Source organism: Thalassospira alkalitolerans (genome assembly GCF_002115745.1).
Taxonomy (GTDB): Bacteria; Pseudomonadota; Alphaproteobacteria; order Rhodospirillales; family Thalassospiraceae; genus Thalassospira; species Thalassospira alkalitolerans.
In genome coordinates, this window is record NZ_JFKB01000001.1 from 183211 (window position 1) to 198716 (window position 15506).

The following is a 15506-nucleotide window of genomic DNA, read 5'->3' on the forward strand; positions in this document are numbered from 1 at the left end:
TTATTTCACCGCAATGTAATCATAATGAACAGGGATATGGACCGGATCGACGAGGATCGCATCCTCGGCAACAAGACGCGGCGAGCGAATGGTGTAACGCTGTTCGTTAAACACCGGCACCCACGGGGCGTCGTCCATGACTTTGGTAAAGATATCGCGCCACAAATCAATGCGGGCTTCGGCCTGCGACGGATCGGCCATTGCGTCGGCTTTGGAAGCCTCGGCATCAAGTTCTTCGTTGCAGTACCACGACCAGTTCCAACCACCCGGAACCGCGCCGCCACAGCCAAGGATCGGACCATAGAAGTTCGACGGATCCGGGAAATCGGCAATCCATGCCATGCCACCCGACCAAATCATCGGTGCCTGATCGGCCTCGCCACCAGCGGCAATCACGTTTGCCTGTGCCAGCGATTTGATTTCGACCTTCATGCCAATCGATGCCAGATCCTGCTGAATGGCCTGTGCGATACGCGGCTGCGGATCGGTATTGGCCACAAACAGGGTCGTTGCAACACCGTCTTCATAACCGGCTTCGGCCAGAAGCTCCTTGGCCTTGTTCGGATCAAAGGCATAACCCTTGTAATCGGTGTTATAGCCCGGCATCAAAGGTGGAAGTGGCTGATTGGCGGGAACCGCACGCCCATTGATCACGCGAACAATACGGTCCTTGTTTACGGCCATATTGACCGCCTGACGAACCTTGACGTTATCAAACGGCGGAATTTTGGTGTTCAGGGTAACATAGCCAGTATGAAGCTGTTCGCCGGAAACCACCAAATCCTTGTATTCCGGGTCGTTCATGACCTCAAGAAACTTGGCAGGCGGAATGCCGTCACCGGCAATATCAACCTCGCCGCGCTGCAAACGCAACAGGGCAACAACCGGTTCCTGACCGACTTCAACAACGATACTGTCAAGTTTCGGAATACCGGCAATATGGTATTGCGGGTTCGCCTTGAAAACCAGACGCTGACCAAGGGTCCATTCATCAAGCATAAAGGCACCGGTACCAACCGGGTGCTTGCCAAAATCCTGCCCCCATTCATCAACCGCTTCCTTGGGCACGATATGGGCAAAGTTCAGTGCCATTTTGTGCAGGAACGCCGCATCGGGCTGTTTTAAGGTGAATTTGACGGTGTAATCGTCAACAACTTCAATCCCGTCAAGACCATCGGCTTCACCGGCTGATGCCGTATCAAAACCCTTGATGGTGTCAAAGAAACCAGCACCCGGACTTTGGGTTTTCGGATTTACAACGCGATCAAGCGTGTATTTGACGTCAGATGCCTTGAATTCACGACCATTATGGAATTTGACCCCTTTGCGCAGCATAAAGGTATAGGTCATGCCGTCATCGGAAACGGTGTAATCGGTCGCAAGGTCCGGCACCAATTCGGTCGTGCCCGGCTTATAGTCCATCAAGCCGTCAAACAGGCTTTTGATCATCGACCAGTTCTGCCAGTCATACCCGATTGCCGGATCAAGGGTCGAAACGTCATCCTTGTAGGTAACCGTGATGCTGCCTTCCCCGGCATGGGCATGGGTCGGCAATGTTGCGGTACCGGCAAGGCCCGCACCGGCTATCAATGCGGCAAGTGCCACACCTTTCAAAGCTTTGCTAAACATTATTTGAAATCTCCCTGTGAATTTGATCCGACATGGATTCCTCCTGATTTGCTGCATCTTTCTGGTATTACATCAGCGCAGCTTGATGCGCGGATCGATCAACGGGACGACCAGATCCGCCAGTAAATTTCCAAGTACGATTGCGCAGGCCGAAACAAGCGTCACCCCCATGATGATCGGAATATCGACGCGCTGGATTGCCTGCCAAGCCAGTTGCCCAATGCCGGGCCAGCCAAAGACCGATTCCACAACCACGATGCCGCTCATGAACATGCCGATATCGATGCCGATCATCGCGATGATCGGCAGCAAGGCATTGGGAAAGGCATGAACAAAAAACACCCGCGCCCGGCCAAGACCCTTGGCCCGTGCCGTCCGGACATAATCCTGGCGCAAAACATCCAGCATCGAGGACCGCATCATCCGCGAATACCAACCCGCCCCAAGGAACCCCATGGAAACGGATGGCAAAACCAGATGCGAAAATGTTCCGTATCCGCCAATCGGGAACCAGCCCAGAACCACCGCAAACAGATACAGCATCAAAATACCGACCACGAATTGCGGCGCCGAAACCCCGACAAAGGACACCACCATCAAAGTACGATCAACCGACGTATTACGTTTGATCGCGCCGATTGCCCCGGCAGTCAGCCCCAAAAGAAGCTCGCAGAAAATGGCCCCGGCCATCAGCAACAACGTGGCGGGAAGGCGGGCGGCAATCAGTTCGCCCACTTCGGTCTTTTGCAAATAGGATCGACCGAAATCGCCCTGCAAAAGATTGCCCAGATACCGCAAATACTGCTCGTAAAAAGGCAGGTTCAGGCCAAGCTGTTCGCGAATATTGGCCACCGTTTCCGCCGTGGCACTGCGCCCGGCAATCTGACGCGCCGGATCCGCGGGCAACATATAAAGCAGCGCATAGGTCACCACACTGACGCCTAAAAGGATCAGGGCTGCCTGCAACACACGACGCAGAATATAGGCAATCATCAGTGGCGCCCTTTCTGGGTCGGGTCGAGGATATCGCGAAGCGCATCACCGACCAGGTTGAATGCAAGTGCTAACAAAATGATGGCAACGCCCGGGATAAACACCAGCCAGGGGGCCGAGGTGAAATAGGTCTGGTTTTCAAAGATGATATTGCCCCAGCTTGGCGTGGGCGGCTGTACCCCGACACCAAGATAGGAAAGTGTCGCTTCAAGCAGCACCGTGGTTGCAATTCCAAGCGTCGCCCAAACCACCATGGTCGATAAAAGATGGGGCAGCATATGCTTGAACAGAATGCGGAATCGGCTGGCACCAATAGCCCATTCGGCCTCGATAAACTCGCGTTCGGAAAGCGATCTGGTTTCGGTATAGATCACGCGCGCAACCTGAACCCAGTTGACCATGGCAATCACCATGGCAACGATCCACAGGCTGGGTTTGAAAAGGGCGGCCAGAACAATCGCCAAAAGCAATGCCGGAAACGCCATCATCAAATCCGTCACCCGCATCAGGATCGTCCCGATCCAGCCTTGGAAAAATCCGGCAATCACCCCGACCAAAGCCCCGATCATCACCGCCGTACCATTGGCTACAACACCGATAATCAACGATGTCTGGGCGCCATACATCAAACGCGACAGCAAATCACGGCCCAGCAAATCCGTCCCCAACAGGAACTGCATGCTGGGCGGCATTGGTGCACCTTCGATGGTCAGCCCATCAAACATCTGATTTTGCGGATCATATGGCGCGATCCATGGCGCAAGGAGTGCCGAACCGGCAATGATCACAATGATGATCAGTCCCAGTAATGCGAGTTTCCTTTTGACCAGTTCAGCAAGAACAAGCATACCCACCCTGTCTGTTAGTTCGTGACAATTGTCGTGGCATCCCCCGGGCCACCCCGGCCCGAGGCAACGATTGCCGCGCAATAGTCTTCAATGGTTTGTTGTTTTTTCATCGCTTCGGCACGGATCGCACGCAATGCGCCGTGCTCGTCGATATTATGGCTGCGCATCACAGTCATCAGTACCCTGGCGACCACCGGTCGCAACTTTAACCGGCGGCGAAGTTCACTGATTTCAGCGCGCAATTTCTGTTGTTGTTCAAAGGCATGAACCGCCAAAACCGCCGAACTGAACACACCGGCCGAGGATACCGGCTTTTGCAGATGTGCCCCGCTTTGACGGCTCAGAACCCATTCCAGACGTCCCGGCGCTTCGGACCCGATCAGGGCAACGGTTGGCATCGGGGCGGCATCACTCGGCCAGGGAAATTGTTCATCCATGCCCATATCGGCATCAAAAAACAGAATATCCACCGGTTTGACGCTCAGATTGGCGCTGGCATCATTTTGATCGGGCAAATCTGGCCAATAACGGTCAACCGTCATGCCCAAACGTTCAAGTTGACGGGGCAGCGGATCAATTGCTGCACTCGGACGATGCAGGACCCATGCATGCCAGCCTCTGAAGTTCGGGATACGGTTTGCGCGTTTCATCCGCCAACCACCCGCAAATTACCATGCCCGGCCTGTCCAACCTTGCGGCGAAACGCATCGGCATCAAAATGGACCAGATACGGATCGGGTTCGATGGCATGATCTGCACGCGACACAATATCAAACCAGCCACCAGCACCGATCTGTCCGATCAACGGGGTCAGGGCGGCGTGATTGTTGCTGGCATCAATACGCACATTGCCAAACGGCGTTTCCACCGGTTGGCGCATCAGATGATGGCGGACCGATTGCACATCATCCGTCCCCCCGCGCCGAATGGATTCGGCCAGCATTTTAACCGTTGCATATCCTTGGGCAACAAAGACCGACGGAATGCGATCCGGCCCGGCAAAGGCATGGAACCGGTCAAGCCAGGCGGTGTTTTCCGCATCGGTTTCGGTTTGATTGGCGAAATAGATTGCGGTGCTAAGATGGCCAACACCCGCCGCCCCCAATTGCGACAATTCACATTCCGTCAGATTACAACTGACAATCGGGCGTTTGGATGGCGCAAATTCGGGGTCTTCGGCACCCAGTTTCTGATAGGCGCGGATAAAGGCATAACTTGAATTGCCAATCAGGTTATTCAGGATAAAGTCCGGCTTCTTGGCCTTGATATCCTCGATAATGTGATCAATATCGACGCTGTCGATTGCCAAATACTTCTCGCCAAGAACCTCGCCATCGCAGGCATGGATCAATTCGCGCCCGATGCGATTGGTTTCCCAGCCCCAGATATAATTTGATCCGGTCAGATAAACCCGACGCCCGAATTTCGGGATGACATATTCAAATAGCGGCAGGATATGCTGATTGGGATTTGCCCCGGTATAGATAACATTCTCGCTGCATTCAAAACCCTCGTATGGGCATGGATACCAAAGCAGCGCGTCATATTTTTCAACCGTCGGCAGGACTTCTTTGCGCGCCAGTGATGTGATCGTGCCAATGATATGGCGGCACCCATCACGGCGGATCAGGCTTTCACAAAAATCAGTATAGCGTTCCGGCACACCGGCCGGGTCGCGAAATTCCGGCACCAGACGAAAGGCAAACCGGTCATCCTGATTAACCTCGGCAAGGGCCATGCGCGCGCCATCATAAAGATCCTGCGCAATCGCCCGGTACGGTCCGGTTACGGAATATAGGAAACCGACCCGGTAAACCGGATTGGTGTGCGTCTCGCCCAAGATTAAAGCCCCTAAAACAAAAAAAGCCCGCGCTTCTTCGCAGTGCAAAGAAACAGCAGGCCCTGATTGGCATGCGGCGATTTGTTGCCGCTATTTTATAGATTCCGCCCCGAAGGACACTATTACGGTAACAATAATTTCCAACTTGTCAAACAGGAGTTTGAATTTCTCAAAACCATATGCTGCAATGCAGCGTCCGGTTGCAGAGGAATCGGGCAAAACGGCCGCCTCCACATCGGAATATAAACAGCCCCGCCCTTCATGACCTTTGCGGCAAAAACAACCTTTAGTTATAATCTCTTGGCGGGTTTTGCTTAATTCGGTAATCTTCCCGTTGCACATTCTGCGCGACCACCACTTACAGAACCGGATAGATGGGGAAACCGGCAATGCGATTTGTGTTTTCGGGGAAAATACCGTCTGATTTCCAACCTTCTGGCAGACTGCCTTCTGGCAAACGGGTCTTTGACATCAGTGTCAGCATCGCCTTGATCGTGGTTTTGATCCCGGCCTTTCTGGTGATTGCCCTTGCTATCAAATGGGATATGCCCGGCCCGGTTTCATCGCGCCCGGTTCTGTTTCGTCAAACCCGTACCGGTCGTCATGGTCAGCTATTTGTCATTTATAAATTTCAAACGCTTTGCCCCTGTGACCCGAATGGCTCATTGCGGCCGATAACGCCGTTTTGCCAGTTTTTGCGCCGCTGGGGATTTGACGAGTTACCGCAACTTTTCAATGTGATCCGAGGCGATATGTCACTTGTCGGACCCCGGCCCCACACCCCCAAAGACAATCAGAATTTCGTCCGCCATTTTTCAGATTATTCTGAATACGACGAACGTCATCTGGTCCGCCCCGGGATCACCGGGCTGGCCCAGCTTAACGGATGGCGCGGCACCATTCGCAATACCGCAAACCTTCAGGGCCGCATTGCACTGGACATTCAATATGTCCGAAACCGGTCAATCATCACAGATATCATAATCCTGTTTCAAACGATCGTCATGCCCCGGCGCTGGCTGGACGGGCCGTGCGAAAATTCAAATACGGGTTTGTTTTCATCCAACTATCGTCGCGCCGGATGATCGGGGCAGGACACAAAACATTTTTGTATGTTTGCTGTTTTGTTTGCAGCCTTGCAAGCAGTCTGATCCCCGATACTGCTGCAAAATCACAAACCCCGAACCCGCATCACGATCATCCCAATGACAAGGATGATCGTGATGCCATTATCCAGATCGGGCTTTTCGATTTGCGGCCAACACTATCGGTATCCGAAGAATTCAGTGACAATATCTTCCTGTCAGACCGCCATAAAAAATCCGATCAAATCAGCCGCATTGCACCTGCCCTGACATTGCAATCAAACTGGCAGCGCGCCCGTTTGCGCCTGATCGCACTTGGCGAAGCCGGATTTTATGCCCAATCAGATGATGATGATTATCTTGACGGTGAAACCGGCATTTCGGGCGGCTTTGATATCGGTCCGGCCCTTGCGATTGATGGCAAACTTAATCTGGCGCAACATCACGAAGATCGCGGCGGCAACGACATTCCGACAGGTGCCACAGAACCGGTCCTTTACACCGAACAAAGCGGCGAAATCGCCATCCGTTACATCGCAGGCGATATACGCTATCGCACGGTCCTGGCGCGCCGAAACCTTGATTTCGATGATAGCACCCTTGCAGGCGGAACAATTGGCAACAATGATGACCGCGACCGCACGGAAACCCGGATTGTAATGCGGGCATCCTATCCGTTGGGCCGGGGCCGGGCCGTCTTTGGCGAAACCGCGTTTAACCAACGCGAATATACCAATTTACCCGACGATCAGGGCATCTATCGCGACTCAACCGGTTATCGTTTTTATACAGGAATGACTTTTGATGTTACCAATCTGATCGATGCCGATATCGGTGCCGGATGGATGACGCAAATCTATGAAGACCCCGTTTTGCAAACCAACGAAGGCTTGTCACTTCGCGCAACGGTCAATTGGCATGTCACCCGTTTGACCACACTTGATTTCCGCGCCCGGCGCGACATTGACGAAACCACCGTCACAGGTGCCAGCGGCATCATCAGCGAAGAGTTTGACTTTGGCGTTGATCACGAACTTCGCCGCTGGCTGCGTTTGCGGTTTAACGGCGGATATGAACAGGACCATTTCGAAGGCACCAAGCGCACAGACCAAATCCTTCGCCTTGGCGCCGGGCTTCGATATGATCTGAACCGGTTTGCCGATCTTGATGCGTCATGGCGTTTTGATGAACGCCATTCTGACGAAACCGGTCATGATTATCAACGTAATCGGGCCCTGCTGACCCTCAGGCTTAAGATGTGACGTCATGAAACATGGTTTTTCACCCGCAATCGGGATGTTTTTGCCGCTTTGGCTTTTGCTGATTTTACTTGTCCCGGGGGCAATCGCGCATGCGCAAACGATCTATACAATCGATAGCGGCGATGAATTACGCATCACTGTTTTTGAAGAAAACGACCTGACAGGAGATTTTCCAGTGGGATCGGACGGGACCATCACCCTGCCACTGGCGGGCAAGATAGAACTTCGCGATCTGACACTCCAAGCCGCCCAGAACCGTATTACCAATACCCTTGCCCAAGGGTTTTTACGTCATCCGGTCGTATCGCTTGAGGTCATCCATTTCCGCCCGTTTTATATTCTGGGCGAGGTCAATGACCCCGGTCAGTATGACTATGTATCGGGCATGAATATTTTGAATGCTGTTGCACTTGGTGGCGGGTTTACCTATCGCGCTGATCAGGACGATATCGTGATCCTGCGCGGGCGCGAAGACAACCGCATCAAATTACCCGCCGCGCCAAACAGCATTGTTTTGCCCGGGGATATCATCCGCGTGACTGAACGGTATTTCTGATCGTTATTTGCCCCGAATCCTCAATATATTCGTCTGGATTTAACCGGGGAATTTAGCACATTCCCCTGTGCAATTCGGCCGGTATCCCCGGATCTTGAAAAATTGAGGAAAAAACCACCTTTTGGCCCGCCGGGCGACTTTACCTCTGGCATCATCCATGCTGAAATCCGCGCCACGCGCAAAAGCGCCCCACCACGATAATGCGCCATCTTCAGGGAGCCACCAAATGTCTGAAACTGCTGAAATGCGTCACGGCGGACGTATTCTGGTCGATCAACTTGCCCTTCACGGCTGTGAACGGGTGTTTCTTGTCCCAGGCGAAAGTTACCTTGCCGTGCTGGATGGCCTTGTCGATCATCCCGATATTGATCCGGTGATCTGCCGTCAGGAAGGCGGGGCTGCGATCATGGCCGAGGCCCATGGCAAACTAACCGGAAAACCTGGTATTTGCATGGTCACCCGCGGACCGGGGGCCACCAATGCCTCGGCCGGGGTACATGTCGCGCATCAAGACAGCACGCCGATGATCCTTTTGGTCGGGCAGATCGGGCGCGACATGGTTGACCGCGAAGCGTTTCAGGAAGTCGATTACCGCAAGATGTTCGAACCATTGTGCAAATGGGTCGGACAGATCGATGATATCAACCGTATCCCTGAATATATCAGCCACGCCTATCACATCGCGACATCGGGTCGTCCCGGCCCGGTCGTGCTGGCCCTTCCCGAAGACATGCTGTCATCTGCGGCCAAGGTTGCCGATGCCAAACCCTATGTCCCGATAGAGGCCAAAACCGCCCCCGAAGACGTGGCACGGTTTCACAACGCCCTATCTGGTGCAAAACAGCCGATCATGATCGTTGGCGGCGGCGGATGGACCGGGGAAACCACTGAAAACCTTAAATCGTTTGCAAAACGAAACAATGTCGCCATCGCGACCAGCTTCCGCTGTCAGGATTATATCCCCAACACCCATTCACATTTCATTGGTGATGTTGGCATTGCGATTAACCCCGATCTGGCGAAATTCATACGTAACAGCGACCTTGTGATTCTCGTCGGATCGCGCATGGGGGAGATGACAAGCAGCGGCTATAGTCTGCTGGACATTCCCTGCCCGCAGCAAAAACTGATCCATGTTTATGCCGGACCAGATGAACTTGGCCGGGTTTATCGCCCTGATATTGCGATCAATGCCTCGCAACGATCATTCATCCGCGCCATTGCCATGATGGAACCGGTGGATGGCAGCGCGCGCGAGGAACAAATTGAAACCGCACATGCGTCATACCTCAAATTCTCAACCCCGCTTGATACACCCGGCGATGTGAAAATGGCCCATGTGGTAGCAAAACTTCGCGATATGCTGCCCGATGATGCAATTGTGACCAACGGGGCTGGCAACTATGCCGCGTTTTTGCATCGTTTCTTCCGCTATGGAAAATATCGCACCGAACTGGCCCCGACATCGGGCTCCATGGGTTATGGTCTTCCGGCATCGGTTGCGGCGAAGTTAACCCACCCGGACCGAACCGTAGTTTGCCTTGCTGGGGATGGATGCTTTTTGATGCACGGTCAGGAATTCGCCACCGCCGTTCAGTATGGTGTAAATATCATCACGATCGTGGTCAACAACGGCATGTTTGGCACGATCCGCATGCATCAAGAACGCAACTATCCCGGCCGCATTTCGGGCACCCAACTCCATAACCCCGATTTCGCGGGCTATGCCAAAGTGTTTGGCGGGTATGGTGAAACCGTCACCAAGACCGAGGATTTCGGCCCGGCCTTTGAACGCGCCGTCGCATCGGGAAAACCGGCCATTATCGAGGTCCAGGTTGACCCACAGGCCCTAACCCCGATCAAGACACTGGATCAAATCCGCGCAGGAAGTTGATCACTAACTACGGAATATGTTGAGATGATCAATTGATTGATCTCAAAACGGCGGTTCATCATGCTGTTGACGCCCTATCTACTGAGCGTTACTACCCATAGATAGATACTACACTTGGGTGAGATCGCATCGCCCAAGAACTTTTTAAGCTAACCGATTCCACAATTTAAGATCAAGCAGCAGATAACTTATGCCCCTACAAACAAAGTTACAGATCCTTTTCGAAATGCCGAACAAACTGCGATTACGTGGTTTTAGATGGTTTTGTCGACGTTCCATACAGGAGCTTCTTGCCCCACATCACGCTCTTGGACGTTTTCTCAGAAAAGTCTTCATGCGTATGCAGCAAGAAAGCCAAAATACCATAGAAGGCAACAGATTGCTTGCCTGTTACGATCTTGAACTTTCTCCCGTCACTTTCGATCTGGTGTGGTTCCTGATGGGAGCGGAAATGGCTGGACGAAAACTTAATAAGCAAAAAGTCCACTTACTAATTATTCCCGCCGTAGGTGATAAGGTTCGGGTCGAGCGCAGCGAGTACGAAAAAATCATTAATCGCGATTCACGTCTTTGGCGTATTCACGCGATATTACTACCAATAATTAACATGTTCTGCAAATCTGACGGATTTACGATTTTCACCTCCCGTGACGAAGCAATCGCTTATCTCTCTAATCATTCCAATGATCCAGTATATCCAGAGTTCTACAATGTATCCTTTCCTGTAGAGTTTCGGTATGTTGATGTAAACAATCAACTTAATAAATACTCTGAATACAAGGGTTTTACTGCATCATCTCAGGCACGAATATTTGTTGATACATGGTTATCAACAAATATTCCACAAGGGATTAAACCCGTCGTTATCACTTTACGTCAATACAATTACATGCCGAGCCGGAATAGCAACTTGGATGCATGGGCAAAATTTGCGGAGAATATTGACAAAAGAAAATACTGGCCTGTTTTTATCCCCGACACTCAAAGCGCATTCGATCCTTTAGCCAAACAACTTGAAAAATTTACCTTCTTTAATGAAGCCGCTTGGAATCTAGAATTACGCATGGCGATTTACGAGGCCGCGCATATAAATTTGATGATAAATAACGGACCAGCTTCTCTGTGCCATTTCAATCCGAACTGCCGCTATATCTACTTGAAAATAATAGATAAAAATTGCTTCCTCGCAACCGAGGACTATTTCACGAGCCTTGGATTGACAGTCGGTCAACAACCAACATTTATCAAACTTGGGCAAAAGTGGGTCTGGGAAGACGACAATATTGACGTTATTGAGCGGGAATTTAAAAAAATGTGCGACTTGCTGACCATCAACGACAACAGCTAGGGTCAACGGTCGAGACTCATTATACACGCCTTATCGGCCAGTAGATAGCTGTGCATCGGGCGACGATGCCAGTGGCGCCGTCAGTTCTGTGAACAAATACTGCCAGATGCCCTTTTGAAACCAAAGATTGTAATAATTGTAAACTGTGGCCGGTGCACCGTATTCCGAAGGGCAATCCTGCCTAACGGCAGCCTGATTGCAGTATATGAATGATGCCGCTGATTATACGCTGGCCATCTTTTCGTCGCCTTCCTGCAGCACAGTAGGTTTGATCTTCGCCTATTATTGTTCATCAGAGAGCCAGAAACGCCCATTCATGACCGAAAACTCCTGCTCTCGTTTTCAAATCATTGAAACATTTGAGGGTTAATGATTTGAAAACGAGAAGACGAATATCATGCCTACCTACTTGTCCTCATTCATAAGTAAGCGGCCCTGTTTCGATCAGATTGCAGATTCTATTGGCGTGAACCCTCGTATAAGGGCCCTAATCGGATGAATATTTGACTCCCTCAAGGATTTCCGATGCATTATCACCCGCTACGACAAAACGCTGAAAACTTCATAACCAAATTATATCTTGCCGCACCCCCATTATATTGAACAGAATTTGAGATTATTTTTCTTACTTATCTTTCCATTCAGATATCGACCATCTAGGATAAGATATCTTTTGATTTTAGTAATATCAGAACGCCTTAATCCCGCCGTCACAAATCCCCGCATGAGGGACCTGCCTCTTCCATTGACTATTGAACAATTACAGATCATTAAGAATACATAGCTCTGGTATTCTTAAAATATCTTCATTGGCAATCCTTAAACTTTCAATATTCCCGATATCTCTAAGATAACATGAATTATGATAAGTATAGATTCTCTTCATCAAATGAGGAAGAACTTCATTACTGAGATCTATGATCTTCTTCTCAAGACCCTTCAAGATATTCAATATTTCAGGCTCAAAGATATATACAGCACCATTGGCACATCTCCCTGGTGGAACAGCAACTTTTTCATGAAATCCAACAACCAATCCTGCACGATCTCTTTCAACGATACCACATTCACAAGGATTATCGGTATCAAAAGTCATCATGGTTGCAATTGTTCCTAACGGATTAGGACGGTTAACATGAAAATCTCGAAACTCCCCAACATCAAACCACGTCAAGTTATCAGCATGTGCAACCAGGAAATTCTCGTCGCCAATAAATCCCGAATTTTCCAATAAAGTTCCACCAGTTCCAAGTAAATTCTCCTCATGAACAAGATCAATACTATCAAACCATTTACTTTCCGCGATGTGAGACCGTACCTTTTCAGGTAAATAATGCGTATTAACAAGTATACGATCCACAATTCCGCTACCCATCAAAAGGTTTAGCCAGTAATCAATCAACGGCCTCCCATTAATCATGACCAAGCACTTGGGAGTTGTCTCGGTAATAGGCCGCAATCTGGTCCCCAACCCTGCAGACAGCAACAATGCCCTCACGATGAAAGTTCCTTTATTATATTTTCAGCTTTCAAAGGATGATTTCCAATCCGCCGTACTTGGCAGGCGGCCGCCAAAGAACCAAGATAAGATGCTTGCCAAATGGAAGCTCCTACCGCCAAAGCCATAGAGCTTGCTGTAAGTAGAGAATCACCCGCACCAGCAACGTCTTGTGGCGCTGAATTTAGCGCCGGAATACGATCCGTAATCAAACTATCTCGTGTTGTATGAGGTGCGTGAATGAGGATCCCTTCAGCACCAAGAGTAATAATAATATTCTCTATATGTGACTTTTCACGTAAACGGTCAGCCAGCACAACCAAACCTGAATTGTGGTCGTGAGAAGCAAGGCGGGCTTCGCGTTCAGTTGGCGTAATAAGGTTCATCCCCTGAAATCTTGAAACATCTCCAATTTGAGATGAGGCTTGACTGTCCGCCACCATCATGATTCTTCTAATCTTGCAAAAATCAGTTATCCTATCGACAAGGAGTTGAGGTAAACATCCATAGTTGAAATCGGAGAAAATAAGTAAATCGGCCTCATCCAGCTCTTTAATAATCCTGCTGTATATCGTATCTACCAACTTTCCGCTTATGTCATGCTGCCGTAAATGGCTGACTCTAAGTAGTGTTTTTCCACTCGCACGGAACCGCTGCTTTAAAGTTGTGGGCCGACCATCATCCTCAAGAAGACATTCCTTTACGCCGTATTCAACCAATTTTTCACGCGCAAAATCTGCGACATCGTCTTTGCCTACAACACCAAAATAGGAGACACTGGCCCCCAAACCTCTGGCATGAGCTGCAACAATTCCTGCCCCCCCAACAAAACGATCATATTTCAACGGCGAGACAACAAGTGTTGGATCTTCCTGAGACATTCCCAATGCTTCACAGGCAATATACTCGTCAATAATGAGATCACCTATAACCACTATTTTAAGCGTATTAAATTTGCCAATGATCTCCATGAGGCCTGACACATGAAGCTGATGTCTAGCGAAATAACCATCTACAGAAACTAAGTCGCTATCAGCCTCTTCATCAATTTCTCGCCTTAATAAATCTAGCGACGAAAAACGAACTTCACCGGAAGAAAATAGCAACTTGCCGCCATATGATTCAAGTACCTCTGATTCCGGATTGAACTTGTCTTCATGTTCTTTCCCTTTAACAACCACTTGAGGCTGCAAATCGGAAACGAACTCCTCTGGATCACAAGGTAGAAGAACTGCAAAATCAACCCCTGTAATTTTCTTTACACCCTCAAGACGAAACTCTTCAGGTATAACAGTATCGTGACTATGCTGCCGATGCACGCCAACAACTAGAATATCTGCACAACCTGCGGCAAAATCGAATAAACGCAAATGCCCAGGATGAACAATGTTAAAATTCCCTGAAACAAAGGCAATACTTTCTTTCGGAAACAATTTTTTAATCTCGCGAACGAGAAATGTATTGGCAGAATTCATCAAACCATACTCTTTGGAATTACATCTTGATCAAGCAACGGCCGCTGATGCTGCCATCACGCATACCAAGAATAGCTTCATTAATATGATCCAAGGAAAATGTCTCAGTCAGCAACTCACTTAGATGGAGTTTTCCTTCAGAGAATAATCTCATATACTTGGGAATATCCTGGTCTGGGATAGTTTCCCCACCGTGAGATCCTGTTATTAACTTCCCAAAATGCATAGGAAGAGAATATATTGAAATATTATCTCCCTTCCGAGGAACTCCAATGAGTATTACCCGCCCTTTATTTCCCGTTATTTTATAGCCTAGCTCAATATTTTCTGGCTTTCCAGTATTCTCTAAAAATACATCTAAATATCGATCATTGAGAATATTACATATTTCTTCATCAGCATTAACATTGCGCGCATTAATTACATGTGTCGCCCCCATTTTCTTTGCTAATTCAAGGCGGCCATCGAAAACGTCTACCGCTATAATTGGATTGGCAGACGTCATCGCTGCCGCCTGAACCATACTCAAACCGACACCTCCTGCGCCAAAGATAACAACAGACTCGCCAATTTTAAGCTTTGCGTTGTTAACAACCGCTCCAAACCCTGTCGTCACAGCACAACCAAATAGTGTCGCAATCTTCAGATCAAAATCATCCGAAATCTTGGTTATACGATTTTCAGAAACCACGGCCATCTCATTGAATGTGGTTACCCAACCCGCATTCACGGTTTCATCACCCCAACGGTATTTTGGTGCAACTGATTCTATCCCAGACCCAGGACGCCAATGCAAAACAACAGCATCGCCCGGCCTTATCTTACGGACCCCAGGCCCAACAGCAAGAACCGTTCCAGCGCCCTCATGACCAAGCAAATGTGGCAACCATCTATCAGGCCCTTTTGCACCGTCCATTTCTCCCAATTGAGAACCACAAATACCACTATAATGAATCTTAACCAGAACTTGACCTATTTCCAGCGTCTCTGGCAAAGTTAGCTCGGCAACAACTAATGGTTTCTTTTGCTCGACAAGAATAGCGGCCTTAAATCTCGAACCTAAAGACATAATTAATAA

The 15506-nt window shown here is 49.6% G+C and carries 13 protein-coding genes; 5 read left to right on the forward strand and 8 right to left on the reverse strand.

Translation table 11 applies throughout. The features are described 5' to 3' along the window. The 5 genes from TALK_RS00800 to TALK_RS00820 all read right to left on the reverse strand — a co-directional run bounded on the left by TALK_RS00800 (nt 1) and on the right by TALK_RS00820 (nt 5310). A complete protein-coding gene (locus tag TALK_RS00800; protein ID WP_085614891.1) occupies nt 1-1629 on the reverse strand; it encodes an ABC transporter substrate-binding protein in 1629 nt (542 codons plus the stop codon). A gap of 72 nt (nt 1630-1701) precedes the next feature. Further along, nucleotides 1702-2622, reverse strand: a complete 921-nt coding sequence (locus tag TALK_RS00805; protein WP_085614893.1) for an ABC transporter permease — start codon at nt 2620-2622, stop codon at nt 1702-1704. After that, complete coding sequence (locus TALK_RS00810) at nt 2622-3470, reverse strand: ABC transporter permease (RefSeq protein WP_085614895.1); 849 nt, start codon at nt 3468-3470, stop codon at nt 2622-2624. The genes TALK_RS00805 and TALK_RS00810 overlap by 1 nt, the downstream gene beginning before the upstream one ends. A 14-nt stretch (nt 3471-3484) precedes the next feature. Continuing rightward, nucleotides 3485-4120: an ANTAR domain-containing response regulator gene (locus TALK_RS00815; protein WP_085614897.1), complete on the reverse strand. Its 636-nt coding sequence runs from the start codon at nt 4118-4120 to the stop codon at nt 3485-3487. After that, nucleotides 4117-5310, reverse strand: coding sequence for a transporter substrate-binding domain-containing protein (locus TALK_RS00820; protein WP_169714909.1), 1194 nt, complete (start codon nt 5308-5310; stop codon nt 4117-4119). Before TALK_RS00820 ends, TALK_RS00815 begins: the two co-directional genes overlap by 4 nt. Before the next feature lie 389 nt (nt 5311-5699). Here TALK_RS00820 and TALK_RS00825 point away from each other — a divergent pair, with 389 nt between their 5' ends. The 5 genes from TALK_RS00825 to TALK_RS00845 all read left to right on the forward strand — a co-directional run bounded on the left by TALK_RS00825 (nt 5700) and on the right by TALK_RS00845 (nt 11455). Beyond that, entirely contained in the window at nt 5700-6395 is a 696-nt protein-coding gene (locus TALK_RS00825; RefSeq protein ID WP_169714910.1) for a sugar transferase, read from the forward strand. Nucleotides 6396-6418: 23 nt separating this feature from the next. Beyond that, nucleotides 6419-7657: an outer membrane beta-barrel protein gene (locus tag TALK_RS00830; RefSeq protein WP_169714911.1), complete on the forward strand. Its 1239-nt coding sequence runs from the start codon at nt 6419-6421 to the stop codon at nt 7655-7657. A 4-nt stretch (nt 7658-7661) separates the two neighbouring features. Beyond that, the gene (locus TALK_RS00835; RefSeq protein ID WP_245829618.1) at nt 7662-8213 is read left to right on the forward strand and encodes a polysaccharide biosynthesis/export family protein; all 552 of its coding nucleotides are present in this window, start codon (nt 7662-7664) and stop codon (nt 8211-8213) included. Nucleotides 8214-8439: 226 nt separating this feature from the next. Continuing rightward, nucleotides 8440-10107 (forward strand): thiamine pyrophosphate-binding protein, encoded by a 1668-nt coding sequence (locus TALK_RS00840; protein ID WP_085614904.1) that lies wholly within the window; start codon nt 8440-8442, stop codon nt 10105-10107. A gap of 334 nt (nt 10108-10441) precedes the next feature. After that, complete coding sequence (locus TALK_RS00845; RefSeq protein ID WP_139833683.1) at nt 10442-11455, forward strand: hypothetical protein; 1014 nt, start codon at nt 10442-10444, stop codon at nt 11453-11455. A 760-nt stretch (nt 11456-12215) separates the two neighbouring features. On the opposite strand, the gene TALK_RS00850 is transcribed toward TALK_RS00845, so the two are convergent. From TALK_RS00850 to TALK_RS00860, 3 genes are read right to left on the reverse strand one after another with little or no spacing between them, the layout of a single operon-like run. Then, on the reverse strand, nt 12216-12953 hold the full coding sequence (locus TALK_RS00850; RefSeq protein ID WP_085614908.1) for a nucleotidyltransferase family protein: 738 nt from the start codon (nt 12951-12953) through the stop codon (nt 12216-12218). Next, complete coding sequence (locus tag TALK_RS00855) at nt 12950-14428, reverse strand: PfkB family carbohydrate kinase (RefSeq protein ID WP_085614910.1); 1479 nt, start codon at nt 14426-14428, stop codon at nt 12950-12952. Before TALK_RS00855 ends, TALK_RS00850 begins: the two co-directional genes overlap by 4 nt. Before the next feature lie 19 nt (nt 14429-14447). After that, nucleotides 14448-15497, reverse strand: a complete 1050-nt coding sequence (locus tag TALK_RS00860) for a zinc-binding dehydrogenase (protein ID WP_085614911.1) — start codon at nt 15495-15497, stop codon at nt 14448-14450. Nucleotides 15498-15506: the final 9 nt, after the last annotated feature.

Excerpts from the sequence above, each read along its gene's own strand:
- TALK_RS00800 (WP_085614891.1), bottom strand. The coding sequence starts at position 1,629 with ATGTTTAGCAAAGCTTTGAAAGGTGTGGCACTTGCCGCATTGATAGCC.
- TALK_RS00840 (WP_085614904.1), top strand. The coding sequence starts at position 8,440 with ATGTCTGAAACTGCTGAAATGCGTCACGGCGGACGTATTCTGGTCGAT.
- TALK_RS00805 (WP_085614893.1), bottom strand. The coding sequence starts at position 2,622 with ATGATTGCCTATATTCTGCGTCGTGTGTTGCAGGCAGCCCTGATCCTT.
- TALK_RS00845 (WP_139833683.1), top strand. The coding sequence starts at position 10,442 with ATGCGTATGCAGCAAGAAAGCCAAAATACCATAGAAGGCAACAGATTG.
- TALK_RS00810 (WP_085614895.1), bottom strand. The coding sequence starts at position 3,470 with ATGCTTGTTCTTGCTGAACTGGTCAAAAGGAAACTCGCATTACTGGGA.
- TALK_RS00835 (WP_245829618.1), top strand. The coding sequence starts at position 7,662 with ATGAAACATGGTTTTTCACCCGCAATCGGGATGTTTTTGCCGCTTTGG.
- TALK_RS00860 (WP_085614911.1), bottom strand. The coding sequence starts at position 15,497 with ATGTCTTTAGGTTCGAGATTTAAGGCCGCTATTCTTGTCGAGCAAAAG.
- TALK_RS00855 (WP_085614910.1), bottom strand. The coding sequence starts at position 14,428 with ATGAATTCTGCCAATACATTTCTCGTTCGCGAGATTAAAAAATTGTTT.
- TALK_RS00825 (WP_169714910.1), top strand. The coding sequence starts at position 5,700 with ATGCGATTTGTGTTTTCGGGGAAAATACCGTCTGATTTCCAACCTTCT.
- TALK_RS00815 (WP_085614897.1), bottom strand. The coding sequence starts at position 4,120 with ATGAAACGCGCAAACCGTATCCCGAACTTCAGAGGCTGGCATGCATGG.